This is a genomic window from Candidatus Spongiihabitans sp. (genome assembly GCF_965247905.1).
Classification (GTDB): Bacteria; Pseudomonadota; Gammaproteobacteria; order Arenicellales; family Poriferihabitantaceae; genus Spongiihabitans.
On sequence record NZ_OZ252047.1, the window covers coordinates 1,797,370 to 1,823,979 of the forward strand.

The following is a 26,610-nucleotide window of genomic DNA, read 5'->3' on the forward strand; positions in this document are numbered from 1 at the left end:
TCGCTTGATGGCGACCGTCTTTCTTGCTCTCCATTCTTGAGACATCCCCATGACTATCATTGATTGGAAAGTCGACAACGTCTCTGTTGTGATAGTCGCTCAGAGCCATAACCCGTCTATAGTCAACCCTGACTTTCTGAAAAACAATGGGATAGTAGCCCGAGATTTGGAACCCACCGGTCCATTGTTAATCACCCCCGTTGTTGCACAAATTGAGTATGGCGATATTGCGTGGATGGTTATGCCTGAACGATGCACTATTCATGAGAGAGTTAATGCAAAATTTCAGGAGTCATATCGTGTGTATCAATGTGCGCAGAAATACATTGAAGTGCTCAAACACATTCCTTACACAGCGCTTGGTCTCAATTGGCTAATACATATCACGTTGAATGCAGACTCCCATGAATGGGTTAAATCAAAATTCTTAAAGGATAGTGAAGCGCAAAAGGAAATAGTGGGTGCGGAATTTACACTTAAACTACAACCCGACGATCTGTCCATTTGTTCCTTATCTACCAAGATACCAGACCGTAGTTCTGTCATAGTCGATTGCAACTTTCACTTTGAGTTAAAAAACCCAAAAAGTAAAATAAATGAACTCAAAGAAATTTTGAAAAGAGTGTCGCATTACCAAGATGTTCTTTCCGGCTACTTAAACAAATACTTTTTAGAAGAGGAGAATACGACATGAGACCCATCACACTTGCAGACCACGAAAACAGAGAGGGATTAATGGCAACCATGAGAAGCGCGAATCCTATTGAGGTTGGATCCAGTGCTTTTTTTGGGGATGGCGTGGGGATACATTCGCTTGTGCTAGATGAAGGGGTGGAACTCATCAGAAACGGTATATCTGAACATCTTCCCATAGAACAATCTGACCAAAAATTCTACGCACAATCAATTAGGCATCAAGAAAATAACACTAGTTCTTCTAATTATTTTCTGCCAACAATCAATGTTGGCTATATTCAAAAAATAAGCAAATCCGTCCAAGATATACATAACGCGCTGGTTAGAAGAGAGCAGTTTTCATCCATATTTGTGTCTTTGCAGGAGCAAAGTTTTACAGAGAGCGCAGAACGAATCAATGAGTTGGCGGACCTGCAAGATTTTGAAGAGGGCGAAAAACCATTGTCTCTTGAATCTGTTCGGAATTTTCAGCAATTCATCGGCGATTTTACTGTTTTAGGAGAACCTGTTTTGGGAATTTTCTCCGAAGGCACCTTGTCTGCCGGATGGCGACTGGCCGATAACAAACATCTCCTCCTTGAATTTCTCGAGAACAATGAGATTTCCTTCGCAATGATCGGGCCAGATGATGATGCCACCGATGGAAAATTTCGACTTAATGGCAGGGGTAGAAAAAAGCGTGTTTTGGAATCTCTAAACAATAATAATATACCGCAATGGCCGGAGTAGTTTGTTTGCAAGATGGAGATGACATTCCAAATTCAGATCATGTGTTACGATACTGCAGTCCGCGTCATGTGATGTATGGAGCCATTATCGAAACTGCTTTCGAGTTGCGGGGGAGTGATTCGTATCTTTCCGTTAATTGGTTGGAACACTTCAGCGGGAATACGTGTCAACGTTTGCAAAGTATCAGAGACTCTATTGCAATCAAACTTTCTCCCAGTGGAAGATTCGCCATGATTCCTGTTGTAGAGGCAAAAGGAAACATTGAAAATCTCCAGATAAAGTATCACCCAACGCCTACAGATAATTCACACGCGGGCATTTACTTTTCGGGGTCAGAGCAAAATCTAGAGCAAACGCTGGAGTTGGCTAACATTGCGGCTAATAACCAATCTTTTCTTAGTGCCTGATATTCGGTCATCAACGCTCGGGCTATCCACAACCACCGACACCACTGAACGCGGATTAGAATATTTGAACGGTTCAGATGTGGGTCGGCAATCTGTGGTATATTTCTGTGCGTCGCAAAGTCCTCGGAACGCATGAACATCGCATGTGCATGTCTACGATAGAATTTCTATCCTGATTTTTTATTCTGGCGACAAATTATACCAGTAGCAATAACCATTGCAGAACATTCCGATAGATGTACTATGAATGCAAGGCGCCAACAGGTTACGCTGCAGCCGATTGTCCTGCGTTGGGCGAGGGAACGCGCCGCTTACGAAGAGACTGAAATCGCCAAGAAACTTGGCGTGAAGCGGGAGCGTGTTGTGGAATGGGAGGAGAGTGGCAAAATCAGCCTTGCCCAGATCGATAACCTCGCCCACCATACTTACACGCCTCTCGGACTTCTTTACCTTTCTACTCCTCCAATAAATTTGGATGAACTTACGATTCCGGATTTTCGCACCAGAGATGGCAGAGCATCACCAAACCCTAGTCCTAATCTGCTTGAAACGGTACACACTATGCAGAGAAGGCAGTCATGGATGCGAGAAGAGTTATTGCAGGATGGCATTGAAGCATTACCTTTTGTCGGTTCTTTCAATCTTGAAAATCGGCCCGATGAAGTTGCACGCGCAATGAAAGGCGCGCTTAATCTGTCAGGAAATTGGGCGGCAGAACATCGCAATTGGGAAGACGCTCTTCGTTATTTAGTAAAATGTTTCGAAAGTGCTGGTGTTCTGACCATGTTCAACGGAGTGGTAGGGAATAACACCCATCGTAAATTAAAACCTAAAGAGTTCCAGGGATTTGCTTTGGTGGACAAATATGCCCCGCTGGTTTTTGTTAATGGAGCAGATTACAAGGCGGCGCAGATGTTCACGGTTGCACATGAATTAGCGCATATATTTATTGCTGAATCTGGTTTATCAAAATTCAAAAATCTTCGATCGGTAGAAAATGAAATTGAGAGATTTTGCGATCAGGTGGCAGCGGAATTTCTTGTGCCAAGAGCGGAACTCGGTGTGTCTCTGGATGGCGGTCTTGGCTTTTCTGAACAATGCCAGAAAATCGCCGGACATTTTAAGGTCAGCACTATAGTGGCAGCACGTCGTATGCTTGATGTTGGATCAATCAATTTGGACACTTTTTTCAATTTATATAACGAATGGAAAATAGAAACCGATCGCCACAAAAAACAAATGGGTGGTGGCAATTTTTGGAATACCCAGAATGTGCGCATTGGGCATCCGCTTGGTGTCGCTATCTGGCGAGCGGTTAGTGAGGGCAGACTTTTTTATCGGGATGCTTATAGCCTAACGGGGTTAAAGGGTAAAACTTTTGACAAATTCATGAGCAATATGGATATGCGTGAGCAAGAATGAAACAAAATTCTGAGGCATGGTTGCTTGATGCAAACGTTTTTATAGAAGCGCATAAACGTTATTATGCGTTCGATATTTGCCCCGGATTCTGGGACTGTCTTTCTTACTATCACGACCAAGGAAAACTAATGAGCATTGATTGGGTAAAAAAAGAAATAGAAGCAAACGAAGACAATTTGTGGGATTGGGTGAAAAATACCGCACCAGAAGGCTTTTTCCAATCATCGGATGAACCCACTACACAAGGTTTCTATTCGGAAATTATAGAATGGGTTAGCAGTGAAGATTTTAAGAACGAAGAAAAAACCAAGTTTGCCGCTGGGGCAGACGGGTGGTTAGTCGCATATACTAAAACCCATGACCTGATTCTCGTTACCGATGAAAAATCTAATCCGGATATAAAAAGAAGAGTTCCCATACCTAATGTGTGTCAACAATTTGACGTCCCTTACATAAATACTTTTGCTATGCTGCGAGAAATGGAGATTACATTTGGGTTACAGTTGCCACAATAGAAGAATTCTATTGATAAAAAACGGATGAGACGCTATCCGCTTTAACCTAATTGATTGATAATTATACTGTGCGATTGACAAAACAACATGACCACCGACACCACTGAGCGCGGATTAGAAGATCTGATTTGCACCATCTTGACTGGTGCGCCCTGTGAGCCGACAAAAATCGATTGGGTGGAAGAGCGGCCGGCGGCATTCGGGGTCGGTTGGATGTGCGGTGTCCCCGCCGACTACGACCGCGAATACTGCGTCGACCTGGTGCAACTTTCCTTGTTTCTGCGAGACACCCAACCTGAGGTTGCCGCTGCGCTCGGTCTTGCTGATGACAGCCCGACTCGGCAAAAATTCCTGGCGCGCTTGCAGGGTGAAATCGACAAGCGTGGCATCATTGCGGTGTTGCGCTCCGGACTCAAGCACCGCGCCCACGACATCACCCTTTTCTACGGCACGCCGTCGGTGGGTAACGAGCAAGCAAAGACGAACTACGCCGCTAACCGCTTCACCGTCACGCGGCAACTTCAATACAGCAACACGGACACCCGCAACGCCCTTGACCTGTGTCTGTTCATCAATGGACTGCCAATATTTACTTTTGAATTGAAGAACAACCTGACCAAGCAGACGGCGGACGATGCGGTGGAGCAATACAAGCGTGACCGCGACTCGCGCGAGATGCTTTTCGGCTTCGGGCGTTGCGTGGCGCACTTTGCGGTGGACGAACACGAGGTGCGTTTTTGCACACACCTCAAGGGCAAGGCGTCGTGGTTTTTGCCCTTCAATCAAGGCTGGAACGACGGCGCGGGCAATCCGCCCAACCCGAACGGTCTCAAGACTGACTACCTGTGGAAGCAAGTGCTGAGCCGCAACAGTTTGACCAACATCATTGAGAATTACGCTCAAATCGTCGAGTTAAAGGACGATAAGACCGGGCGCAAGCAACGAACACAAATCTGGCCGCGCTATCATCAACTGGATGTGGTGCGGCGGTTACTTGCCGATGTTGAAGCGAAGGGCGCGGGGCAACGCTACCTGCTCCAGCACTCGGCCGGTAGCGGCAAGTCCAACTCCATTGCCTGGCTGGCGCATCAACTCATCGGGCTGGCGCGCAATGGCGCGTCGGTGTTTGACTCCATCATCCTGGTCACCGACCGGCGCATCCTTGATAAACAAATCCATGAAACCATCAAACAGTTCACTCAGGTGCAGGCGACGGTGGGTCATGCCAGGCACTCCGGAGATCTGCGTAAATTCATTGCCAGCGGCAAGAAGATCATCATCTCCACGGTGCAGAAATTTCCCTTTATCCTTGACGAGATCGGCGACGAACAGCGCGGTCGTCATTTCGCCATCATCATTGACGAAGCACATTCCAGCCAGGGCGGCAGAACCTCGGCGGCGATTTCACAGGCGCTTTCGGAAGATGGCGGGAAAGCGGCAGACGACACCTTTGAAGACCAGATCAACCGACTGATAGAGGCGCGCCGGTTGCTGCCCAATGCCAGCTACTTTGCCTTCACCGCCACGCCCAAGTCCAAGACGCTGGAACTTTTTGGCGAGCCACAGCCGCAAGCGGATGGCACGGAGAAATATCTGCCCTTCCATAGTTACACCATGAAACAGGCGATTCAGGAAGGATTTATTCTTGATGTGCTCAAGCATTACACGCCGGTAAAGAGTTATTACAAACTTGCCAGGACCGCGGCGGACGACCCTGAGTTTGATGTCAAGAAGGCGCAGAATAAACTACGCCGTTTCGTTGAAGGGGACCAGCACGCCATCCGCCTCAAAGCCGAGATTATGGTGGACCATTTCCATGAACAGGTGTTCATTCCCCGCAAGATCGGCGGCCAGGCGCGGGCGATGGTGGTGACCAACGGCATTGAACGGGCAATACAATACTTCCACGCCATCCGCGAGTATCTGGCTGAACGCAAAATCCCGTATCAAGCCATTGTCGCGTTTTCTGGCGACCATGAATACGGTGGTAAGAAGATGACCGAGACCTCGCTCAACAAATTCCCGTCAAGCCGGATCGCCGACAAAATACAGAATGAGCCGTATCGATTTTTGATCTGCGCGGACAAGTTTCAAACCGGCTACGATGAACCCTTGTTGCACACCATGTATGTGGACAAGACCCTCTCCGGGATTAAGGCGGTGCAGACTTTGTCGCGCCTCAACCGCGCGCATCCCAAGAAGCACGATGTCTTTGTGCTCGACTTTATGAACGATGTGGACACGATTCAATTTGCATTCGCAGACTATTATCGAACCACCATCCTGTCCGAACAGACCGATCCCGATAAACTTCACGACTTAAAAGCCGTACTGGATGGGCATCAGGTATATGCGTCAGAGCAGGTTAACGACCTGGCAAGGCAGTGTCTTGGTGGCGCAGAGCGCGATCGTCTCGACCCCATCCTGGATGCCTGCGTGGCGGCCTATCGGGAGCATCTTGATGAGGACGGGCAGGTGGACTTCAAAGGTAAAGCCAAGGCCTTCTTACGCGCTTATGGTTTTCTTTCTTCCATCCTGCCCTACGCCAGAGCCGAGTGGGAAGAGTTATCTATTTTTCTGAATTTCCTGGTGCCGAAGTTGCCGGCACCGATTGAGGAAGACCTGTCCAAAGGGATTTTGGACCTCATAGATATGGACAGTTACCGCGTTGAGAAGCAGGCCATGGAGAAGATTGGATTGCCTGATCAGGATGGTGAGATTGATCCACTACCGCCCGATGGTGGCGGCGGCAAACCCGAAGCCGAGATGGATCGCTTGTCAAACATCATCGATGAATTTAATGACTTGTTCGGAGACATCGGATGGAGTGATGCAGACCTGGTGCATAAACGCATCACTGAAGATATTCCGAAGCAAGTGAGCACCGACCCGGCATACCAGAACGCCAGAAAGAATTCCGACAAACCGAATGCCCGCATTGAGCATGACAAGGTGCTGGAGCGCGTGATGACGGATTTGCTCCGGGACGATACGGAGCTATACAAGCAGTTCACGGATAACGCCTCATTTCAAAAATGGATGCAGGACACTGTGTTCGGATTGACCTACGATCAACGGGTCATGCGGTGAAGTGACAATAGCATCCTTATGCGCAAGGTGCTTGCCGACTGATTGCCATCGGCTTGCCCGGCACTGATCTCCCCCTGATCGTTCAGCAGACCGACTTACCGCGTTTTATGCTTTGCTTGCCGAATTTATGTTTAATTTCATCGGATAGCTGATCCAGAAGTTGTCCCTTTGCTTCGGGCTTGGGGGTTTTCGGCGGAGTGCTGAATAAATCCGTTTGCGTCGCTAACTCTTCATCTTCACCAAAATTTGCTTCACTAAAATTCGAGATGCCAACGCCAATCAAGCGAATAGCAAAAGATTTATTTCCCAAGGTCTCTTGAAAAAGCGTTTTCACAACTTTCCATAACTCGTTCGTCTGGCTGGTTTGACAATCAAGGCTACGCGAGCGGGTGATGGTTTTGAAGTCATCGTAGCGAATTTTGATGGTCACCGTTTTACCTTTAAGTTCGGATTCTCGTAACCGATAACCAACCCCTTCGGTGAGATACAAGGCGGTGGATTCGATGGAAGGATAGTAAGTTAGATCCTGAGCGAAAGTAGTTTCCTGGGAAACCGATTTAACTTCGCGGTCTGGCGTTACTTTTCGCTCATCGATGCCATGAGCCAAACGCCATAACTGCTCGCCATATTGCCCAAATAACTGATCAAGGAATTGGGGTGATTTGGTTTTCAGGTCACAGACCGTTCTGATGTTGTGTCTGGACAACTTGACATTGGCTGCCTTGCCAACGCCCCAGATTTTATTTACTGGCAGCGGATCCAGAAATGCCTGAACCTCATCAAGCATGACGATGACGAATCCATCCGGCTTGTCGAAATCGCTTGCCAGTTTGGCAACAAATTTATTGGGCGCTACCCCCACCGAGGCAACCAAATCCAACTCGCTCTTGAGGTCTGTTTTAATTTTCCTGCCGATGGCTTCGGCATCGCCATGCAGCCGTTCGCTGCCATGCGGGTCAAGAAATGCTTCATCCAGGGAAAGTGGCTCAATAATTGGGGTATAGCGGTAAAATATCGCCCGTATTTGTTTTGAAATTCTACTGTATAACTCACCACGCGGCTTGACGATCAATAAATCCGGGCATTTTTTTACTGCGCTGGCAGTCGGCATCGCGCTATGAATACCATACTTTCTTGCGGCATAGTTCGCGGCGGCAACAACACCGCGCGTTGATGCCTGACCGCCCACGATTAGCGGCTTACCCTTCAGCTCCGGGTTTTCTCGTTCTTCAACAGACGCATAAAATGCATCCATGTCAATGTGTAGAATCAAAATTCAAGGTTCAAGATACTTTAAGCGGTCGATTTCGGATAGATTTTAGCAGATATTGACACCCATTTTCGTGGCGCATATTGAAACGAAACTCACACTCTTTCAAAGGAGTCCGGCTACGCCGGACGACATATTTTAACTGGATTCCCGCCTGCCGGCGAGAATGACGGGCTGGGGGGACAATGGTGAATCGGAAGGCGATGTGTCCTTTTGAGAAGACAATGGTAAATAAGTGTCACGCAAAGCGTGACACTAAAACGTGCTCTATTACCTTAATTCGTCATTGCCCGGCTTGTTCCGGGCAATCCAGTGGAATATGCCGTCCGGCGTAGCCGCCGGTTTGTGTCTGGCAAAGCCGGATGCCAAAAGGAGTCACGCTACGCGTGACAGATATTTAACTGGATTCCCGCCTTCGGCGAGAATGACGGCAGGGAGGGCGGTTTTTTCCGCTTGCCGGCGAGAATGACAAATAAGAGTCGTCATTGCCCGGCAAATAAGGGTCGTCATTGCCCGGCAAATAAGGGTCGTCATTGCCCGGCCCATATTATTATTGGCCGGGCAATCCAGTGGAATATGCCGTCCGGCGTAGCCGGACTCCTTTGCGGCGAAGCCGCCGGTTTGTGTCTGGCAAAGCCGGATGCTAAAAAGAGTCACGCTACGCGTGACAGATATTTAACTGGATTCCCGCCTTCGGCGGGAATGACGGCAGGGAGGGCGGTTTTTTCCGCCTGCCGGCGAGAATGACAAATAAGGGTCGTCATTGCCCGGCCCATATTATTATTGGCCGGGCAATCCAGTGGAATATGCCGTCCGGCGTAGCCGGACTCATTTGCGGCGTAGCCGCGCCGTTCGATGCGAGAATGACGGCCGAGAGAGCGGTGCTAAAACACCGCTGGAAAGGAGCAAAACGGGCAGTGAATTAGTGAACACATACGCTCGCATTGCCCGGACATGTGTTGTCTGATTTAAGTATACAATCGGCTGGTCGCCGGGCCAGAGACGCCGGTGATTTGTGCGACTTTGCAAGCCTCGATATCAAGGCAAAACAGCCGTGGAATCGCCCTGAATTTATTCTCCGAAATTCGGCAGCGAATGACATGCTTGTTTTTCATTTATAGGACAGTTAGTTATGACCATTTCACTATACCTTAAAGTATCTTGAACCTTTTCAATCGCACGGTTCAATCGGTTGAGTAAGGTACACTATTGCGATTTTACCGGATTAGTTGTGCCGCCCCTAATTTATACTAAACCGTCCTTTGCCAATGAGGCCGCCTTTGCGATCTCGAATCTTGAATGCGTGCGTGGTTATGCCCAGCTTTTCACGAACTTGAATTTTAAGGTCAAGTCGGCCTCGGCGTTGCAGTTAATCGGCGCAAACGGCGCGGGGAAAACATCGTTGCTGCGCATTCTCGCCGGCTTGTCGCAGCCCGAGCGCGGCGCGATTTTCTGGAATGGCGATAATATTGCCGACAATCCCGTTGCCTATTTTGCGTCATTGAATTATCTGGGGCACAAAATTGCCTTGCAAGACAACTTGACAGTCGGCGAAAATCTATCCTTTCTCGGCCGCCTCGCCGATGACCAACCCGCTATTTCTGTTACGCAAAGTTTGCGCATCATGGCGGTGTCGGACTTGGCGGATGCCCCCTGTTTTCAGTTGTCCACCGGCCAACGACAACGGATCGCGCTGGCAAGGGTGTTAAGGAGCAACGCGCAATTGTGGCTACTGGACGAGCCCGCCGCCGCGCTGGACCGCGACGGCATCGCCTTGCTGCATGAAATCATGATGACGCATATCCACGCGGGCGGCGTTATCGTCTACGCCAGCCACCCGGCGCTGGACTTCGGTGGCGAGCATCAACAACTGCATTTGCGCGCGCCTGCGGCGTTATCATGATCGTGCCGCAACAAAGCAATTCATTGACCGCGGTTTTCCTTGCCATCGTCTGCCGGGACCTTGCCATCGCGCATCGCCACCTTAACGCGGTTTTTCATCCCGTATTATTCTTCATCATCACCGTCAGCCTGTTTCCATTAGCCATCAGTCCGGAGCCGATGTTCCTGCAAAAATTGGCGCCGGGCATTATTTGGGTGGCGGCGCTGCTGGCCACGCTGCTGGCGCTGGATGGTATTTTCCGTTCGGAATACGAGGATGGCACGCTGGAATTATTGGCGCTCTGCCCGCATCCATTATTTATTCTGGCGACCGCAAAAGTGTGCGCGCATTGGCTCATCACCGGCCTGCCCTTAATCGTCATCGCGCTGGGGTTGGGCATGATGCTCAACTTGCCGGCTTCCGCGTTTTCGGCGATGTTGCTCAGCCTGCTATTGGGCACCCCGACCATGAGCATGATTGGCGCCATCGGCGCCGCCCTCACCGTGGGCGCGCGCAAGAGCGGCGCGCTGCTGGCTTTAATTGTGCTACCGTTGTACGTGCCGGTGTTAATCTTTGGCGCTAGCGCGATTCAGGCGGCGGCAGCGCAGACCAACTGGGCCGGACAAATCTATTTTCTTGCGGCGATATTGATGCTGTGCTTGACCCTGGCTCCCTTTGCCATTGCCGCGGCATTGAGAATTAGTTTGAACTAATCAATGCGGCGACCCGGTTTGAAGTAAAATCCCGCATAAAATCTCCGCGCAAATCCCGCGTCAAGTCATGCAAAATCCCGCTGCCCCTATCCGTCCGCCGAATAAATTCTGGCTGTGGCTGCATCGGTTTGGCTCGCCTGCTTATTTTTATGGCTTCGCGCAACGATGGGCGACCCGCTGCGGAGTCGTGGCGTTATTGTTGTTCGCGGTCGGCGCGTATTACGGATTGGTGGTCGCGCCCGCGGATTATCAAATGGGCGACAGTTACCGCATTATATTTATCCATGCGCCCAGCGCCTGGATGTCGATGTTCGCCTATGTGGTCATGGCCATGGCCGCGGCGACCGGGCTGATCTGGAGCATCAAGCTGGGCCACGCGGTGGCTCGCGCCTGCGCACCATTGGGCGCTGCGTTCACCTTTTGCGCATTGGTGACCGGCGCCTTATGGGGCAAACCCACCTGGGGCGCCTACTGGATTTGGGATGCCAGATTGACCTCTGAACTGGTGCTGTTGTTTTTATATTTTGGTTATATGGCGCTGATTAGCGCGATTGAGGATAAACGCGCGGCCTCGCGCGCGGCCGCATTATTAGCGCTGGTCGGGCTGGTCAATATTCCGATCATTCACTACTCGGTGGAATGGTGGAACACCTTGCATCAAGGCGCCACGGTGACCCGGCTGGCGCGACCGACGATGGATATGTCGATGCTGATTCCGTTGTTGATCATGTTCGCCGCCATCAATTTTTATTTTATTGCCTGCTTGTTCAATCGCGTTCGTTGCGAATTGCTGGATCAGGAACGGCAAACGCAGTGGGTTAAGAACTTGGTGCATCAACATCAGATGACTGGGCAAATGAATGGGCAGACGCATGGTTGAGTTTTTCGATATGGGCGGGTACGGTTTTTATATCTGGATAAGTTATGGCGTTTTCGCGATCATGCTCGGCTACAACTATTTCGCGCCGCTGCGCCGACACAAAAAATTGATTCAAGCCTTGTCGCGGTTTTATCGCCGCCAATGAAAATGCCAATGAAATTAATGATGAAAAGCACTCATGCGCGCTAAACGGAAACGACGTTTGCTCATCGCTGGCCTGTTGGCAGTCGGCATCTCCACCGCGGTCGGACTGACGCTGTTGGCGTTGCAGCAGAATATCAATTTATTTTTCAGCCCGAGCCAGATTGTTGCCGGGCAAGCCCCGGCGCAGGCCCACTTTCGCATCGGCGGCATGGTGGTTGCCGGCAGCGTCAAACGCAATCAAACCGACTTGAAGGTCATGTTTGACCTGACCGATACTGCGGCCACGGTTGCGGTCTCCTATGCCGGCATTCTCCCGGATCTTTTTCGCGAGGGCCAGGGCATCGTTGCTTTGGGGGCCATGCGCGACGGCGTTTTTGTGGCTAGTCAGGTGCTGGCGAAACACGATGAGACCTATATGCCTCCGCCAGTAAGCGATGCGTTAAAGGCGGCCAGTAAAAAACCATACCCCGCCGCCGCGAATCCGGTCGCTAAAGCCACAGCGGCCACCAAGACCACCGATAATCCTCAGGCTCAGTCTCAGTCTCAGGCAACGGCTAATTAATTTCTGATGATCCCCGAACTCGGACATTTTGCGCTGGTTCTGGCGCTGGTGGTCAGTTTGCTGCTTGCCAGCCTGCCGCTGGTTGGCGCGCAGCGCGGCATTGTGACCTGGATTGCTTTTGCCAAGCCGGCGGCCCAGGCGCAACTTGCGCTCATTGCATTTGCCTATCTCTGCTTGACTTATGCCTTCATGCAAGACGATTTTTCGGTGGCTTATGTGGCCAACCACTCCAATTCCCATTTGCCGCTGATATACAAAATTTCCGCGCTATGGGGTGGTCACGAGGGCTCGCTGCTGCTTTGGGTTTTCATTCTGAGCGTTTGGAGCGGCGCGGTGAGCGTGTTCACGCGCTCCATTCCAGAGTCGATATCGGCCAGCGTGCTCGCAGTAATGGGCATGATCAGCGTCGGATTTCTGTCGTTCATGTTGTTCACCTCCAACCCGTTTGCGCGCCTGCTGCCGGTGCCGGCGGAAGGACGCGACCTCAATCCCCTGCTGCAGGACATCGGCCTCGCCATCCACCCGCCGATGCTTTATCTGGGCTATGTGGGATTCTCCGTGGCCTTCGCCTTTGCCTTGACGGCGATGATAAGCGGTCGTTTCGACGCGGCTTGGGCGCGTTGGTCGCGTCCGTGGACTAATATCGCCTGGCTGTTTTTAACCATCGGCATCGCTCTGGGTTCGTGGTGGGCCTATTATGAGTTAGGCTGGGGCGGGTGGTGGTTTTGGGACCCGGTGGAAAACGCCTCGTTCATGCCCTGGTTAATTGGCACCGCATTAATCCATTCCCTGGCCGCCACAGAAAAGCGCGGCGTATTTAAGGCCTGGACTATTCTGCTTGCTGTGTTTGCGTTTTCGCTGTCGTTGTTAGGCACATTCCTGGTGCGCTCGGGCATCTTGATTTCAGTGCATGCCTTTGCCACCGACCCGTCCCGAGGCTTGTTTATCCTCATATTTTTAAGCGTGGTCATTGGCGGGTCGCTGCTGCTGTACGCCTGGCGCGCGCCGACCATTATCAGCCACGTTAAGTTTGAAACCGTTTCTCGGGAAATGGCTATACTCTTGAACAATATATTTTTTGGCGTGCTTTGTTTCGCGGTGCTGCTGGGAACGCTATATCCATTGGCGCTGGATGCGTTGGGGCTGGGTAAAATTTCGGTAGGCGCGCCCTACTTCAACCTCATATTCGCATTGATCGGGTTGCCGCTGGCGATGTTGTGCGGCATCGGCGCGTTGCTTCGATGGAAAAAAGATCGCCTTAGACGAATCAATCTCGCGGTCATCGTCGCCTGCGTGCTCAGCGTCATTGGCGGATTATCGATTCCGCTATTGATGCCGCATTATTCGTTGGCGGCGGCTTTAGGCGTATGCGCCGGAAGCTTTGTGATTATCCTCAGCGTGACCGGGTTGGTGCAACGCGGGCGCGCCGGCCGACGACTGCGCGACTTGGCGACAACGCCAAGAGGCTTCTATGGCATGACCCTGGCCCACATCGGCATAGGCATGTTTGTCATTGGCGTTACCTTGACCACGGTTTATAGCGTGGAGCGCGACCTTCGCATGCAGGCTGGCGAGCAATATTCAATCCATGACTATCAATTTGTGTTCAATGGCACTGAACCGCTTACGGGACCAAATTACCAAGGTATTCGCGGAAAGTTTGAGGTATTGGAAAATAATAAACCGGTCGCACAACTGTTCCCGGAAAAGCGAATTTACCGGGTGCAAAAAAACCCGATGACCGAAGCCGCGATTGATCCAGGATTTTTCCGCGACTTGTATATTGCTTTAGGGGAGCGGTTGGAAAACGATCAGGCCTGGGCGGTGCGGATTTACTTCAAGCCGTTTATTCGCTGGATTTGGCTGGGCGCATTGATGATGGCATTGGGTGGCCTCCTCGGTGCGACTGATCGTCGCTATAGTCGCCAAATGCCAAAATTCCAGAACGCGTCGGTCAGGCTTAATCGTGCCGCTTAATTGTCATGTGATGGTGATGCATAAAAAAACATTATTTCCGTTTATGGTATTTATCATTGTGGCTGGGTTTTTGGCGATAGGGCTGAATCTCAACCCCGGTGAAGTACCCTCTCCATTCATTGGCAAACCCGCCCCGGAGTTTTCATTGCCAACTTTAATAACATCGGATCAATCTCAAACTATGCTAACTTTGTTCAAAAAAGACAGGCTGTCCAAAAAAGACCTGCTGGGAAAGGTTTGGCTATTCAATGTATGGGCATCGTGGTGCGCGGCTTGTCGTGACGAGCATCCGTTGCTGGTGCAGTTGTCGCGCAGCGGGTTGGTCGCCATCGTCGGCTTGAACTACAAGGATGACGCGGCGGATGCGCGCCAATGGCTGCGGCAATTCGGCAATCCTTATACTGTGATTGCGTTCGACCAGACCGGCGATGTCGGTATCGACTATGGCGTCTATGGTGTCCCGGAAACTTTTATAATTGACAAGCAGGGCATCGTGCGCCTGAAACACATCGGGCCGTTAACCCGCGATGAGGTGCAAAGCAAAATTATTCCATTGGTCATTTCGTTGCAGGAAGAAAAAACGTGAACTCCCTGCTTGTTATTAAAATGCGGGCGCTGCCGCCGCGCATGATGGTGCCGTGCATGATGGTTCTGTGCCTTATGGTGCTGTGCTTGCCGACATCGGCGCAGACGGATATCGCGAATTTCGACAACCCGGAGCAGCATGCGCTCTATCAGAAAGTGATCAACGAATTGCGTTGCCTGGTTTGCCAGAATCAAAGCCTGGCCGACTCTAACGCAGACCTTGCCAAAGACCTGCGACGAAAGTCGTATGAAATGATCAGGCAGGACAAAAATTATGACGAAATTATTCAATACATGGTTGAACGATATGGTGAGTTTGTTTTATACCGTCCACGAGTTACGCCCGCTACGCTGCTGTTATGGTTTGCTCCTTTTGTAGTTTTAATTGCCGTTGCCGGTTTCGCGCTGGTCAAAATTCGCAAGCCGCGCAAGCCAACTCACGCCAAATTTTCCAAACAACAGCTGGATAACGCAAAGTCTCTGATAGACGACAAGCCGGCCTTGTGATTATATTTTACGCACTCCTGATTGGGATCATCATGATTCCAACATTGATGGTTCTGCCAGCGCTGAGAAATAAGCGGAACATCGTTGACATCGACCGGGACGCCGAAAATATCAATATCGCGCGGCAACGTATGCAGGAAATAGAACCGCTCAAGCAACAAGGGGAAGCAAATATCGAGGAAGCCCAACTCGAACTGCAAGCCGCTTTGCTGGAAGATCTGCTTGAACATAATGCGGCGACCGCGTCCAATACATCACTTGACGCTTCACTTGGCGCATCACTTGACACATCGACCGTTGCCTTCAAGGGTTGGGGGATGTTGATTATTTTACTGATACCCCTGCTGAGCCTGGGTCTGTACAGTTATTTAGGCAGTCCCCAATTTGCGCTGCAAACTATTGATGAAGTTGAGTTAACTGCACAACCCGGCAACGAATTTGATATTGACCAATTACTGGCGCGACTGGAAGAAAAACTTGCTCAGGATTCCGATAATCCCCAAGGCTGGGAACTTGCGGCCCGTACCTATATGACCTTGGGCGACTACCGCAGGGCTGAATCCGCCTATGCAAAACTCAATGCCCTGGCGCTCGGGAACCCTGATTTTTTAGCCGCCTGGGCCGATGCGGAAATAATGCTGAGCGGGAATGTATATACCCCGGCCGCCAAAGATCGAATCGGAAAAGTGCTTTCGCTCAATCCAAATCATGTCAACGCATTGTGGATGGCCAGCCTGGGTGCTGAAAGCCTGGGCGACCATGGCCGGGCACTGGTCCATCTAAATACCCTCTTGCCTTTGGTGATGGACGACCCACAATCCGTGCATCAAATTGAGCGATTGATCGAGCGCAATCGTAACCCGGGCAATGCCCCCGATAATATAAACGGCGACGCACAAAAGCGGATGCCGACCGATCATGCGCCAAAAAATCCAGGGAATCCAGAGAAACCGGGGAAGGTAATCACCGTTGAAGTGATGCTTGCGGATAATCTGGTTGCCCAGACGGATAAAGATGACGTCGTGTTCGTTTTTTCTAAAGCCCTGCAAGGCGCGCTCATGCCGTTGGCGGCAAGCAAGCACCGGGTCAAGGACCTGCCTATTGAGATTGAGTTTACCGAAAACGGGGCCATGCTCCCCGGCATGAGCATTGCATCGTTTGACGCCATCACCGTCGCGGCGAGAGTTTCAAAAACCGGGAAACCTGTTCAACAAGCGGGGGATTTAGTCAGCGAGCCCGTGTTGATTACCACGAACAACCAGAAAAGCACCGTGAAACTGATAATTGATCGAATAGCCGAATAGCATAGCCAATCAGAGACGCTTAACAGATTCTCGGCTGTGATTATTTCGTTTCCTGATCTAATCCGTCTGCCAAGAATGGCGGCTCATATTTATCGGCCTGGCTTTTATCAGCCTGGCTTTTATCGGCCTGGCTTTTATCAGCCTGGCTATTTTCCGCTTCGCTGGCGAAATCCACAATCTTGGCAGAATCCCCCGGCTGTCTGCGAATGCTTTCCCCCTGAAATGAGCTGTTTGCATCAATGGTCAGGCTGACCGCATTCAGTTTGCCTTCTACCTCTCCGCCTGAAATAAGTTCAATGGATTCGCATTCAGCAACACCAAAAAACTTGCCAGTGACGATTAAAGTATTGGCGCGCAGGTCGCCGTTCACGACACCGGATTGGCCAATCTTGACCAATCCTGTGGAGTTTATTTCCGCGTCAACCTGGCCATCGATATGCAACTCGCACTCGATATCTATTTTACCAGTAACGTGCGATCCAACTGCGATAGTTGTAATGTTTGATGAGTAATCTGTTTGTTTATCAGACTTATTAAAGATGGCCATTTTATACCTCTGACTTGCGTGAAAATTTCGTGTGCGCCAAACTCCCATTCCAAAAATTGCAATGGATCGATTGGTTTACCCAGGTGCCGGATTTCGTAATGTAAATGCGGCGCCGAGATTCTGCCGGTATTGCCGGAATAGCCCATCAAGTCGCCTCTGCGGATCACATCTCCGGCGCTGACCAGCATTTCCTTCAGGTGGGAATAACGTGTTTCAAATCCAAAGTTATGCAGCACGACAATGCGCTTGCCGTTAATATCGGAATAGTCGGCATTGCTGATGAATCCATCCGCCGTTGCAAACACCTTTTGGCTGGTTTTTGCCCGCAAATCCACGCCGTTGTGGAAAGATTTCACTTTCGTCAGCGGATGCTTTCTCATGCCAAAATGACTGGTGATCACATGCCTTTCCAGGGGATAGCCGTTGGGGATGCTGTCATGAAGTATGCGCTCCTGACTTGCGGTCAAACTGGCCAGATCGACTCGGGAGGCGAGGTCTGATTCCTCCTGGCTCGAATTTTTTTCGCTGAGGCCGACAACTTTTTCTATTTGCCTCACCCGGCTGCCGATTTCCGCGTATTTTTCTTCCTTGGCGTTATAAAAATTTCCAATCAGTTTGATGCGCTGTTCGAGGGAAAACGCTAAATCATCTGGATTCACTCCACTGAATTTCTCAATCTCGACAAGTTCTTTATTGATATTGGCGACTTGCTGCCGATGGTTATCGGCGATTTGATTAAGATTGGCGACTACACTGTCGAATCTAACCAGCTCCTGGCTTAAATTTTCTTGTTCAAAAGCCAGCAATGCGATGCTGCTGGATTGAAAAACATTAGCGCTAAATGAGGTCAGAACGATAACTAGAACGACAACGCTGGCTATGATCAGATTTCTTTTTGCCGTGGTCTTGAGGAAAAAATGTTTCGACCCGGAAACATCGGATATGGTGATTGCCAAATGATTTTTCAGGCGATTTTTTATGCGACTTTTTATGCGGTTTTTCATGTTTTATTGATATAAAATCGTTGGCGCACAATCCCTATTGCGCGGCTTTGCTCAGTTCATTTTCTCAGTTGCTGGGCGTCTGAGCATACCCGATTTCGTAAATTTTTTCATTAACGAGTATAATATTGAGCGCCAACATAAACGCAGCCATGAAAGATTTGGAAAAGATAATTATCGATGCCTGGGAAGATCGAGGCAAAACCACGCCGGCTAATGCAAGTACTGAGTTACGCGCGGCGGTTAACCAGTGCCTGGCTTTATTGGATTCCGGTGCGGCTCGGGTGGCACAGCCCAAGGATGGCGGCTGGCATGTGAATCAATGGCTGAAAATGGCCGTTCTGCTGTCTTTTAGAATTAATGAAAATAAGAAATTAAGCAGTGGTTTCGCTAATTACTACGACAAGGTCGCGTTGAAATTCAGCGATTATAGCAGCGCCGATTTTGCCAACGGAGAATTTCGGGTTGTTCCGCCAGCGATGGTCAGGCGCGGCGCTTATATCGCTAATGATGTTGTGCTGATGCCAAGTTATGTCAACATCGGCGCTTACGTGGGCGCTGGCAGCATGGTGGACACTTGGGCAACCGTGGGCTCGTGCGCGCAAATCGGTGCCAATGTCCACCTTTCCGGCGGTGTCGGCATTGGCGGCGTGCTCGAGCCGGTGCAGGCGTCGCCGACCATTATCGAGGACAACTGCTTCATCGGCGCGCGCAGCGAAATCGTGGAAGGCGTGATCGTTGGTGAGGGCGCAGTCGTGTCCATGGGCGTTTATATCGGGCAAAGCACACGCATTTTCGACCGTGCTTCCGGGGCCATCAGTTACGGCCGCATCCCGCCCGGCTCGGTGGTGGTGTCGGGATCAATTCCCGCCGAAGACCGCAGCCACAGTTTATATTGCGCGGTCATCGTCAAAACCGTGGACCAGAAAACCAAGAACAAAATCGGCATCAATGCGTTGTTGCGCGGCGTCTGATGCCATTCAAATACAGCATGAGCGCGGCCACGGACCTCGGCCATGTGCGTGAAATTAATGAAGACAGTTTGAGGGTTATGCCAGCCCTCAATCTCGCGGTCGTGGCAGATGGCATGGGCGGTCACAAGGCCGGGGAGGTCGCCAGCCGCATGGCGGTTAATGCGCTATGCGATTATTTTGAAGAGCAGGCGGCGAGCGGCAGTGAAATATCCTCAGCCACCATGGTTGACGCATTTTCACTGGCAAATAGTCAGGTTTACGCCCGTTCGCAGCAGGATGAAAATTGCCGAGGTATGGGCACCACGCTGGTTGCGGCATTATTCCAATCCGAGGTTATTCAAATCGGGCATATCGGTGATTCAAGAGTTTATTGTTTTTCCGACGGCGAAATAAACCAACTCACGACCGATCATACATTAGCCGCGAAATTAAGCGCCGACCACCCTGATTGGCCCGAGTGGAAATTCCCCGCCTATAGTCATCATGTTTTACGAAAGGCGTTAGGTATTGAAGCCAGTTGTAGTCCGGATTTTTTTACCGCCGCCCCGCAACACAAGCAAATTTACTTAATGTGCTCGGATGGATTAACTGGCGTGGTCAATGATAACGATATTGCTGCAATTCTGACCCGACATGCCGATCAACCTGAACACTGCCTGGAAACATTGATTGGCGCATGCATGGAAAATGGCGCGCCGGATAATGTTTCCGTTGTTCTGGTTTATGTCTCCAGGGTGTGAGAGGAATCACTTCGATGGAAAGCGGAACTTATCCATTATGATTTGCAACAGGAATTTATCGCGTACACTTTTTATTCAACACCATTGAAGAGATATTAAAATGCGACAATGTCTTATCGCAACAGTATTAGCCCTCACCAGTGACCGTTGGCTATGTCTTGGCAGGCCAATATCATGGGGGTTATCGTTGGGTGAACAGGCGCTGGCTAAAGAGCGGGCTGTGCATCGGCGCCCTCCTCACCGCCCTGGCGCACAGACGACCACGGCGGAGGGGGTTCGGCATCCCACCGGATGTAGGGACAGGTCGCGACCTGTCCCTACGGCGTGAAATGGAGTCGCCGTGACCATACATAATATGCCCCCCCGCCGTCGTTCCACCACACCGCCGCTCTCCCCCATCGTCATTATCGGGCTTGACCCGATAATCCAGTGAAACATGCGCGGCGACGAAGTCGCCACCACATACGGCGATGGCGACGCCACGACGACATCGCGCCACCGACGAGTAAGGTGTCCCGCTACGCGGGACAAATGTTTCACTGGATTCCAACTTTCGTTGGAATGACGGGCCGGCAATGACGGCGACCGATCATTCTCCCGCCATTGCCCCCCACCGTCAGCCGTGTCGACCGGATGTAGGGACAGGTCGCGACCTGTCCCTACGGCGTGAAATGGAGTCGCTATGACCATACATAATATGCCCCCCGCCGTCGTTCCATCACACCGCCGCTCTCCCCCATCGTCATTATCGGGCTTGACCCGATAATCCAGTGAAACATGCGCGGCGACGAAGTCGCCACCACATACGGCGGCGGTTTTGTGTCTCGCTACGCGGGACGAATAATTGACTGGATTCCAACTTGCGTTGGAATGACGGGACTGGGGCGGCGACAGTCGCGGTGACAGCGTGGCGACACCCCGGTCCGTCATTCCGTGCTTGACACGGAATCCAGTTAGCAATACGCGGCATCAGCCGCACCACATACGGCGGCGGGGTGAACGGCGATGTGATTTTGAAATCGAGTTATCAAAATTTAACCCGTGCTATTGATGGGATGAACCGATTATGAATCACGCATATCGAAACTGAACGATTGTGTTCAAGTGCTCCTTAAACATCGAAAATCTCAAGCGCCTCCTCGATTCGGCGCGGCGCGATGATGTCAAGATTTGACCCGCCGGACTTGGACCCGAATTTGGGCTTGTTCGCGGCTGGAATGAGCGCCCGGGTGAATCCAAGTTTTTCCGCTTCCTTGAGGCGTTCCATGCCTCGCTGCACCGGGCGCAACTCGCCGGACAGCCCGACCTCGCCGAATACAATCAAGTCGCTGCCCACGGCCCGGTTTTTGACGCTGGACAGGATCGCCATCAACACCGCCAAATCCGCGCCGGTTTCTGATACACGCACGCCCCCGGTCACATTGGTGAACACGTCATGACTATTCAAGGAAATCCCGGCATGTCGGTGGGCGATGGCCAATAACATTGCCAGGCGATTTTGTTCGAGGCCAACGCATAATCGTCGGGGGTTGGCCAGCGCGCTGTCATCCACCAATGCCTGAATTTCAACCAGTAATGGGCGCGTCCCCTCCTGGGTCGCCAGCACCACGCTGCCCGGCTTTTCCGCGCCATGCTTGCTGACAAACATGGCTGAAGGGTTGCTCACGTCCTTTAGCCCTTGCTCGGTCATCGCGAACACGCCAATTTCATTAACCGCGCCAAAGCGATTCTTGACCGCGCGGATTAAGCGGAAGCTATTCGAACTTTCCCCCTCAAAATACAAAACACTATCGACCATGTGCTCCAGAATTCTGGGTCCGGCCAGCGCTCCTTCTTTGGTGACATGACCGACCAGAATCACGCAGCAACCACTTTGTTTGGCATAGCGCACCAATCGCGCCGCGCTTTCCCTGACCTGAGAAACACTGCCGGGCGCTGCGGTCAACATATCGCTATAGAACGTCTGAATGGAATCGGCGACTAACACCATCGGCGATTCTTTGTGCGCAATTTCCAGCATGGTTTCGAGACGATTTTCCGCCATCACTTTCATGCTATGGCCGTCCAAGCCCATACGCTGGGCGCGCAACGCGATCTGCTCGATGGATTCCTCGCCGGTGACGTAGAGCACTTCAGCTTCCTTGCCGATGTTGCATAGGTATTGCAATAACAGCGTGGATTTCCCAATGCCCGGATCGCCGCCGATGAGCACCACAGATCCAGTGACCAGTCCACCGCCCAACACCCGATCGAACTCGGCGCTGCCGCTGGAGATGCGCTTAATATTCTCAATCGCCACCTGCCCCAGCATTTGCACCGTGGGGTCGGGCGCGAAACCGGAGAACCGTTCGGCAAGCGATGATGCGCGTTGAACTTGATGCTCCAACAGCGTGTTCCATTCCCCGCATTCGCCGCATTGCCCCGACCATTTTCGACTCTCGCCACCGCATTTGGAGCAATAATAAACAAACTTGACTTTGGCTTTCGCTCCGACTTTTTTATTCATGGCTGTTTTATTCATGCGTTTTGTGGTTCACGGCAAGCCGCGGAACTCGCGTGGTCACCTTGCATAGCAACTCGTGGGAGATGGTGCCGGCCCATTGCGCGACTTCTTCGATGCGCAAGCCGTGCCCCCACAACGTTGCCTGAGCGCCGGCTTGCACGCCATCCAGATCGGTCACATCCACCGTAATCATGTCCATGGAAACTCTGCCAATGATGGGCGCCCGCCGATTGCCAATCAACACGCAGGCGCGGGCATCTTCCAATCTGGGGTATCCATCGCCATAGCCGAGACCGAGCATGGCGATTTTCGAGATGCGCCGCGTGCGAAAAACGCCGCCATAGCCGACCGGTTGGCCGGCCGCGATGGTTTTGACCGCAATCACCCGTGCCTGCAATTGCATCACCGCCTTTAAGTCAAATTTTGGCATTGCATTTCCCTGCTTGTCTTCCCGCGGTTCGCAGGTCGCGGCGCCATACAGCATCAGTCCCGGTCTGATCCAGGAAAAATGCGTGGCTGGGCAGCGCATCACCGCGGCCGAATTTGCCAAACTTTTTTCACATTTAATTTTATCTGCGATGCGGTTAAAAACATCCAGTTGCTGGTGGGTAAAATCATCCCCGATAATATCTGCGTTGGCCAAATGGGACATCAGCCGTATGTTTTTAATCGCAGGAAGGGTTTGAAATTTTTTATAAATCGCTTGCACCTCAGCGGCATCAACGCCGAGTCGGTTCATGCCGCTATCGAATTTGATCCACACCGATATGGGGTTGCCTTGATATTCCTCCAACCACTTTATCTGCGGTTGATTATGCACCACCGCATGCAGACGATATTGCGCAAAATACCGGAGTTGGTCCGGCTGCCACCACTCGGACAGCACCACAATCGGCTTGTCCGCCTGAACGCGCCGACATTGAATGCCTTCGGCAATGGTCGCCACCGCGAACGCGTCCACCTGTTTATGAATGGCCTGGCAAACAGTTTCGAGTCCATGGCCGTATGCGTCGGCCTTGATGACTGCCATTAATCTGGAGTGCGGCGCGGCGCGGCTGATTTGGCTGATGTTGTGGTGCAATGAATCCAGGTCAATGAGCGCTCTGGCGCGCCATGAACAATCCAATTGCGGGTGATGCAAACCAGTAGGTTGACTAAAAATTATTCGCTCCGCTGTTCGAGTTTTGCCTATGGCCTATGGGTTTTGCCTATGGGTTTTGCCCGGAATATTGTGAGGCAAAGTTTTCAAAGCGGGTGAACTCCCCTCTAAAGGTCAATTTTGTGGTGCCGATGGGGCCATTGCGCTGCTTGCCGATGATCACTTCCGCCACCCCTTTTTGTTCGGTATCTTCGTTGTACACTTCGTCTCGATAGATAAAGAAGATGACATCCGCGTCCTGTTCGATGGCACCTGACTCTCTGAGATCGGACATGACCGGGCGTTTGTTGGGTCGTTGTTCCACGCTTCGATTTAATTGCGACAAGGCGACTACCGGAACATGCAACTCTTTCGCCAGTATTTTCAACGAACGGGTAATTGCGGATATTTCCGTGGCCCGATTTTCAGCGCTGTCCGAGGCTTGCATAAGTTGAATATAATCAACAATTATCAATCCTAACTCATTGTTTTCACGCGCTATTCTCCTCGCTTTTGACATTAAGTCCAGTGTGTTGAGTCCGCCTGAATCATCCACAAATATCGGCGCCTTGTCCAACAACCCGACCGCGGAATTTAACCGTGGCCAATCCTCGTCAGCCAGGCGGCCGGTTCGAATCTTGTTGGAATTGATCCGACCCAGAGATGCCAGCAAGCGCATGGCCAGTTGCTCGCCCGACATTTCCATGCTGAATATGGCGACCGGCTTTTTTTTTTCGACCGCGACATACTCGGCGATATTCATCGCAAAAGAGGTTTTGCCCATGGATGGCCGCCCGGCTACGATAATCAAATCGCTAGGTTGTAATCCGGAGGTCATCTCATCAATATCAGCAAACCCTGTGGACACGCCGGTGATCGCTTCTTTTGACTCATAAAGCTTTTCAATTCGGTCAATTGATCGCGAAAGCAACTCCTGGATCGAGGTAAATCCTTTTCGATTGCGGCCATCGCGCTCAGAGATATCAAACACCAGTTTTTCAGCGTTATCAAGCACTTCCCTCGGCGTTCGCCCGTGCGGGCTGTACGCGCTATCGGAAATATCATTGGCTGCGGCAATCAGCGAACGCAAAATAGCGCGTTCTCTGACAATCTTTGAATAAGTCAGGATATTTGCCGTACTTGGCGTGTTATTGGCCAAGGTTCCGATATAGGCCGGGCCGCCGGCGTTTTCCAAATTGCCTTCGGACTCCAACCATTCAGAGGTTGTGACCACATCGGCTGGATCGCCGGCAATCTGCAAACCAGAAATGGCCGCAAAAATCAGTCGATGGTTTTGGCTATAAAAATCCTGGACGCCCACTTCGTCGGTGACCTCAGCCCATTTACGATTATCCAGCAATAAGCCTCCCAGCAAAGACTGTTCCGCTTCCAGCGCCTGCGGCGGTAATTTGGGTGAATGAGTTATCAGTTGTGCGGTTTCAGCCAATGGGAAGAATTGATAGGTCAATGATTATTCAGGACGACCTATAGCATACCAGCAACTGCCTGCTCTGACAGTCCCTAATCAAAAAAGGCGCAAATTATTATGTGGCGACCCGTCAGTGTTAGCTTTCCTTGAATTTACCTGAATTAGATTGGTTATCTTATTGATTTTTATTTACATTATCACCAGAAAAGTCGCTGGAATCAGTGACAGGATCGGTGCTGGAGTCATCGCCAGACGCCGCATCCTGGCGACTGTCATCCGCCGCGGCATCAGCGATTGGATCGTCAGCGATTGGATCCTCAACGATTGGATCGTCAGTGTGTTCGCCTTGCACCTTGATTTTCACGGTAAAACGCACTTCTGGGTGGAGTATGACATCGGCCTCGAAATCACCGATATGCTTTATCGGCCCGTCGGGTTGGATAACTTCAGACTTCTCTATTGGAGCGCCCGCTTCGGTTAATGCTTCGGCAATATCGAGCGGCGACACCGAGCCATAAAGTTGACCTTGTTCACCGCATAATCGGGTTAGCGTAATTTCCCTCAGCGCGAAATCCGCGCGCGCTTTCGCGCCGTCCAAACGCTTGCCTTCATGCTCGGCTAATTGTCGTCGCCGCTCATCCACTTGCACTTTTGCATCCGCAGTCGCCAACATTGCTTTTTTCTGAGGAATTAGAAAATTCCGCGCGTAACCATTTTTGACGTTGACCAAGTCGCCAATCTCGCCGACGTTCTGAATTTTTTCTAACAGAATAATTTCCATGCTGCTCCTCTTGGTTTTAGTTGTCGTGTTGGTCGGTATACGGGATTAACGCAATAAACCGGGCGCGCTTAATCGCTGTGGCCAATTGTCTTTGAAAATGGGCCTTGGTGCCGGTACTGCGGCGGGGTAAAATTTTTCCGGTCTCACTCACATTCGTGGCCAGAATATCCAGGTCCTTATAATCGATGGATTGAATACCCTCTGCGGTGAATTTGCAAAACCTTGGGCGTCTTTGAAATTTACGCATCATGCTGATTTCTCCTGTTCGCTGGTCTTCTCTTCATTGGCCTGATCTTCGCTGATCTGCTCTTCCATGACCGGTTCATCAAGCGGCTGTTCTTTCACGGGGGTTTCCACAGATTCCGCCAGCGCCTCCTCAGATTCAATGTCGCTATCGGCGCCAGCATCATCAGCCAATGTCGCGCGTTGTTTTTCAGTGCGTTCAGCCTCCGCAGCCACTTCCCTGGCTTTCGCTTTTGCCATCGGGGATTCTTCCGTGATGGCCGCTTTTCTGCGAATGACCAAATGACGCAAAATGGAATCGTTAAACTTAAAATTGTTCTCGATTTCTCGCAGAACCGCAAGATCGCATTCAATATTGAGCATGACGTAATGCGCTTTATGCACATCATTGATCATATACGCCAAACGCCTGCGGCCCCAGTCTTCAACTCGATGGATATTGCCCTGACCCGCTGCGACCGTTTCTTTATAACGGTTAATCATGGCCGGGACTTGTTCGCTCTGGTCCGGATGAACCAGAAACACAATTTCGTAGTGTCTCATTATTGCTCCCTGTGGTTAGGTATCTTCC

At 51.1% G+C, this 26,610-nt stretch carries 31 protein-coding genes; 20 read left to right on the top strand and 11 right to left on the bottom strand.

Annotation, left to right across the window (positions count from 1 at the left end; translation table 11 throughout):
- The first annotated feature begins 49 nt into the window (after positions 1-49).
- The 6 genes from ACP158_RS09205 (at position 50) to ACP158_RS09230 (ending at position 6,859) form a co-directional block, all read left to right on the top strand.
- Positions 50-694 (top strand): hypothetical protein, encoded by a 645-nt coding sequence (locus tag ACP158_RS09205; protein ID WP_424945857.1) that lies wholly within the window; start codon positions 50-52, stop codon positions 692-694.
- Positions 691-1,425 carry a hypothetical protein gene (locus ACP158_RS09210; protein ID WP_424945858.1) on the top strand — a complete coding sequence of 245 codons (735 nt, stop codon included), beginning with the start codon at positions 691-693 and terminating at the stop codon, positions 1,423-1,425. Before ACP158_RS09205 ends, ACP158_RS09210 begins: the two co-directional genes overlap by 4 nt.
- Positions 1,413-1,832 (top strand): hypothetical protein, encoded by a 420-nt coding sequence (locus tag ACP158_RS09215; protein ID WP_424945859.1) that lies wholly within the window; start codon positions 1,413-1,415, stop codon positions 1,830-1,832. Before ACP158_RS09210 ends, ACP158_RS09215 begins: the two co-directional genes overlap by 13 nt.
- A gap of 243 nt (positions 1,833-2,075) precedes the next feature.
- Positions 2,076-3,254 (top strand): ImmA/IrrE family metallo-endopeptidase, encoded by a 1,179-nt coding sequence (locus tag ACP158_RS09220; protein ID WP_424945860.1) that lies wholly within the window; start codon positions 2,076-2,078, stop codon positions 3,252-3,254.
- The gene (locus tag ACP158_RS09225) at positions 3,251-3,769 is read left to right on the top strand and encodes a DUF4411 family protein (RefSeq protein ID WP_424945861.1); all 519 of its coding nucleotides are present in this window, start codon (positions 3,251-3,253) and stop codon (positions 3,767-3,769) included. Before ACP158_RS09220 ends, ACP158_RS09225 begins: the two co-directional genes overlap by 4 nt.
- Positions 3,770-3,856: 87 nt before the next feature.
- Complete coding sequence (locus ACP158_RS09230) at positions 3,857-6,859, top strand: type I restriction endonuclease subunit R (protein ID WP_424945862.1); 3,003 nt, start codon at positions 3,857-3,859, stop codon at positions 6,857-6,859.
- An 82-nt stretch (positions 6,860-6,941) separates the two neighbouring features.
- Here the strand turns inward: ACP158_RS09230 and dinB are convergent, their stop codons facing one another.
- Positions 6,942-8,132, bottom strand: coding sequence for a DNA polymerase IV (dinB, locus tag ACP158_RS09235; protein ID WP_424945863.1), 1,191 nt, complete (start codon positions 8,130-8,132; stop codon positions 6,942-6,944).
- A 283-nt stretch (positions 8,133-8,415) separates the two neighbouring features.
- Here dinB and ACP158_RS09240 point away from each other — a divergent pair, with 283 nt between their 5' ends.
- The 3 genes from ACP158_RS09240 to ACP158_RS09250 are packed head-to-tail and all read left to right on the top strand — an operon-like array spanning position 8,416 to position 9,055.
- Positions 8,416-8,598 carry a hypothetical protein gene (locus tag ACP158_RS09240; RefSeq protein WP_424945864.1) on the top strand — a complete coding sequence of 61 codons (183 nt, stop codon included), beginning with the start codon at positions 8,416-8,418 and terminating at the stop codon, positions 8,596-8,598.
- Positions 8,595-8,876, top strand: a complete 282-nt coding sequence (locus ACP158_RS09245; RefSeq protein ID WP_424945865.1) for a hypothetical protein — start codon at positions 8,595-8,597, stop codon at positions 8,874-8,876. Before ACP158_RS09240 ends, ACP158_RS09245 begins: the two co-directional genes overlap by 4 nt.
- Positions 8,873-9,055, top strand: a complete 183-nt coding sequence (locus ACP158_RS09250; protein ID WP_424945866.1) for a hypothetical protein — start codon at positions 8,873-8,875, stop codon at positions 9,053-9,055. The genes ACP158_RS09245 and ACP158_RS09250 overlap by 4 nt, the downstream gene beginning before the upstream one ends.
- A gap of 42 nt (positions 9,056-9,097) precedes the next feature.
- Here the strand turns inward: ACP158_RS09250 and ACP158_RS09255 are convergent, their stop codons facing one another.
- Entirely contained in the window at positions 9,098-9,244 is a 147-nt protein-coding gene (locus tag ACP158_RS09255) for a hypothetical protein (RefSeq protein ID WP_424945867.1), read from the bottom strand.
- A gap of 116 nt (positions 9,245-9,360) precedes the next feature.
- Here ACP158_RS09255 and ccmA point away from each other — a divergent pair, with 116 nt between their 5' ends.
- The 9 genes from ccmA to ccmI all read left to right on the top strand — a co-directional run bounded on the left by ccmA (position 9,361) and on the right by ccmI (position 16,683).
- The gene (gene ccmA / locus ACP158_RS09260; protein WP_424945868.1) at positions 9,361-10,032 is read left to right on the top strand and encodes a cytochrome c biogenesis heme-transporting ATPase CcmA; all 672 of its coding nucleotides are present in this window, start codon (positions 9,361-9,363) and stop codon (positions 10,030-10,032) included.
- On the top strand, positions 10,029-10,724 hold the full coding sequence (gene ccmB / locus ACP158_RS09265) for a heme exporter protein CcmB (RefSeq protein WP_424945869.1): 696 nt from the start codon (positions 10,029-10,031) through the stop codon (positions 10,722-10,724). Before ccmA ends, ccmB begins: the two co-directional genes overlap by 4 nt.
- A gap of 67 nt (positions 10,725-10,791) precedes the next feature.
- Positions 10,792-11,604: a heme ABC transporter permease gene (locus ACP158_RS09270; RefSeq protein WP_424945870.1), complete on the top strand. Its 813-nt coding sequence runs from the start codon at positions 10,792-10,794 to the stop codon at positions 11,602-11,604.
- Positions 11,597-11,749 (top strand): heme exporter protein CcmD, encoded by a 153-nt coding sequence (gene ccmD / locus ACP158_RS09275; RefSeq protein WP_424945871.1) that lies wholly within the window; start codon positions 11,597-11,599, stop codon positions 11,747-11,749. The genes ACP158_RS09270 and ccmD overlap by 8 nt, the downstream gene beginning before the upstream one ends.
- A gap of 33 nt (positions 11,750-11,782) precedes the next feature.
- Positions 11,783-12,310 (top strand): cytochrome c maturation protein CcmE, encoded by a 528-nt coding sequence (gene ccmE, locus ACP158_RS09280; protein WP_424945872.1) that lies wholly within the window; start codon positions 11,783-11,785, stop codon positions 12,308-12,310.
- A 6-nt stretch (positions 12,311-12,316) separates the two neighbouring features.
- Positions 12,317-14,287 carry a heme lyase CcmF/NrfE family subunit gene (locus ACP158_RS09285; RefSeq protein ID WP_424945873.1) on the top strand — a complete coding sequence of 657 codons (1,971 nt, stop codon included), beginning with the start codon at positions 12,317-12,319 and terminating at the stop codon, positions 14,285-14,287.
- A gap of 43 nt (positions 14,288-14,330) precedes the next feature.
- Positions 14,331-14,873: a DsbE family thiol:disulfide interchange protein gene (locus ACP158_RS09290; protein WP_424945874.1), complete on the top strand. Its 543-nt coding sequence runs from the start codon at positions 14,331-14,333 to the stop codon at positions 14,871-14,873.
- Positions 14,870-15,379 carry a cytochrome c-type biogenesis protein gene (locus ACP158_RS09295; protein WP_424945875.1) on the top strand — a complete coding sequence of 170 codons (510 nt, stop codon included), beginning with the start codon at positions 14,870-14,872 and terminating at the stop codon, positions 15,377-15,379. The genes ACP158_RS09290 and ACP158_RS09295 overlap by 4 nt, the downstream gene beginning before the upstream one ends.
- Before the next feature lie 32 nt (positions 15,380-15,411).
- A complete protein-coding gene (ccmI, locus tag ACP158_RS09300; protein WP_424945876.1) occupies positions 15,412-16,683 on the top strand; it encodes a c-type cytochrome biogenesis protein CcmI in 1,272 nt (423 codons plus the stop codon).
- A gap of 40 nt (positions 16,684-16,723) precedes the next feature.
- Here ccmI and ACP158_RS09305 read toward each other — a convergent pair whose 3' ends face one another.
- Both ACP158_RS09305 and ACP158_RS09310 read right to left on the bottom strand, forming a co-directional pair.
- Positions 16,724-17,230, bottom strand: coding sequence for a bactofilin family protein (locus ACP158_RS09305; protein ID WP_424945877.1), 507 nt, complete (start codon positions 17,228-17,230; stop codon positions 16,724-16,726).
- Positions 17,140-18,234: a M23 family metallopeptidase gene (locus ACP158_RS09310; RefSeq protein ID WP_424945878.1), complete on the bottom strand. Its 1,095-nt coding sequence runs from the start codon at positions 18,232-18,234 to the stop codon at positions 17,140-17,142. Before ACP158_RS09310 ends, ACP158_RS09305 begins: the two co-directional genes overlap by 91 nt.
- Before the next feature lie 149 nt (positions 18,235-18,383).
- On the opposite strand from ACP158_RS09310, the gene dapD reads away from it, so the two are divergent.
- Together dapD and ACP158_RS09320 are read left to right on the top strand one after the other, a co-directional pair.
- On the top strand, positions 18,384-19,205 hold the full coding sequence (gene dapD / locus ACP158_RS09315; RefSeq protein WP_424948437.1) for a 2,3,4,5-tetrahydropyridine-2,6-dicarboxylate N-succinyltransferase: 822 nt from the start codon (positions 18,384-18,386) through the stop codon (positions 19,203-19,205).
- Entirely contained in the window at positions 19,205-19,945 is a 741-nt protein-coding gene (locus ACP158_RS09320) for a protein phosphatase 2C domain-containing protein (protein ID WP_424945879.1), read from the top strand. Before dapD ends, ACP158_RS09320 begins: the two co-directional genes overlap by 1 nt.
- Before the next feature lie 237 nt (positions 19,946-20,182).
- Here ACP158_RS09320 and ACP158_RS09325 read toward each other — a convergent pair whose 3' ends face one another.
- The 7 genes from ACP158_RS09325 to rpsF all read right to left on the bottom strand — a co-directional run bounded on the left by ACP158_RS09325 (position 20,183) and on the right by rpsF (position 26,582).
- Positions 20,183-20,875 (bottom strand): hypothetical protein, encoded by a 693-nt coding sequence (locus ACP158_RS09325; RefSeq protein WP_424945880.1) that lies wholly within the window; start codon positions 20,873-20,875, stop codon positions 20,183-20,185.
- 181 nt (positions 20,876-21,056) lie between these two features.
- A complete protein-coding gene (gene radA / locus ACP158_RS09330) occupies positions 21,057-22,451 on the bottom strand; it encodes a DNA repair protein RadA (protein WP_424945881.1) in 1,395 nt (464 codons plus the stop codon).
- Between the two features lie 7 nt (positions 22,452-22,458).
- Positions 22,459-23,589, bottom strand: a complete 1,131-nt coding sequence (gene alr, locus ACP158_RS09335; RefSeq protein ID WP_424945882.1) for an alanine racemase — start codon at positions 23,587-23,589, stop codon at positions 22,459-22,461.
- Between the two features lie 67 nt (positions 23,590-23,656).
- A complete protein-coding gene (gene dnaB / locus ACP158_RS09340; protein ID WP_424948438.1) occupies positions 23,657-25,012 on the bottom strand; it encodes a replicative DNA helicase in 1,356 nt (451 codons plus the stop codon).
- A gap of 178 nt (positions 25,013-25,190) precedes the next feature.
- The gene (gene rplI / locus ACP158_RS09345) at positions 25,191-25,796 is read right to left on the bottom strand and encodes a 50S ribosomal protein L9 (protein WP_424945883.1); all 606 of its coding nucleotides are present in this window, start codon (positions 25,794-25,796) and stop codon (positions 25,191-25,193) included.
- Positions 25,797-25,812: 16 nt separating this feature from the next.
- Positions 25,813-26,043: a 30S ribosomal protein S18 gene (rpsR, locus tag ACP158_RS09350; protein WP_424948439.1), complete on the bottom strand. Its 231-nt coding sequence runs from the start codon at positions 26,041-26,043 to the stop codon at positions 25,813-25,815.
- Positions 26,043-26,582: a 30S ribosomal protein S6 gene (gene rpsF, locus ACP158_RS09355; protein ID WP_424945884.1), complete on the bottom strand. Its 540-nt coding sequence runs from the start codon at positions 26,580-26,582 to the stop codon at positions 26,043-26,045. The genes rpsR and rpsF overlap by 1 nt, the downstream gene beginning before the upstream one ends.
- Between the last annotated feature and the right edge of the window lie 28 nt (positions 26,583-26,610).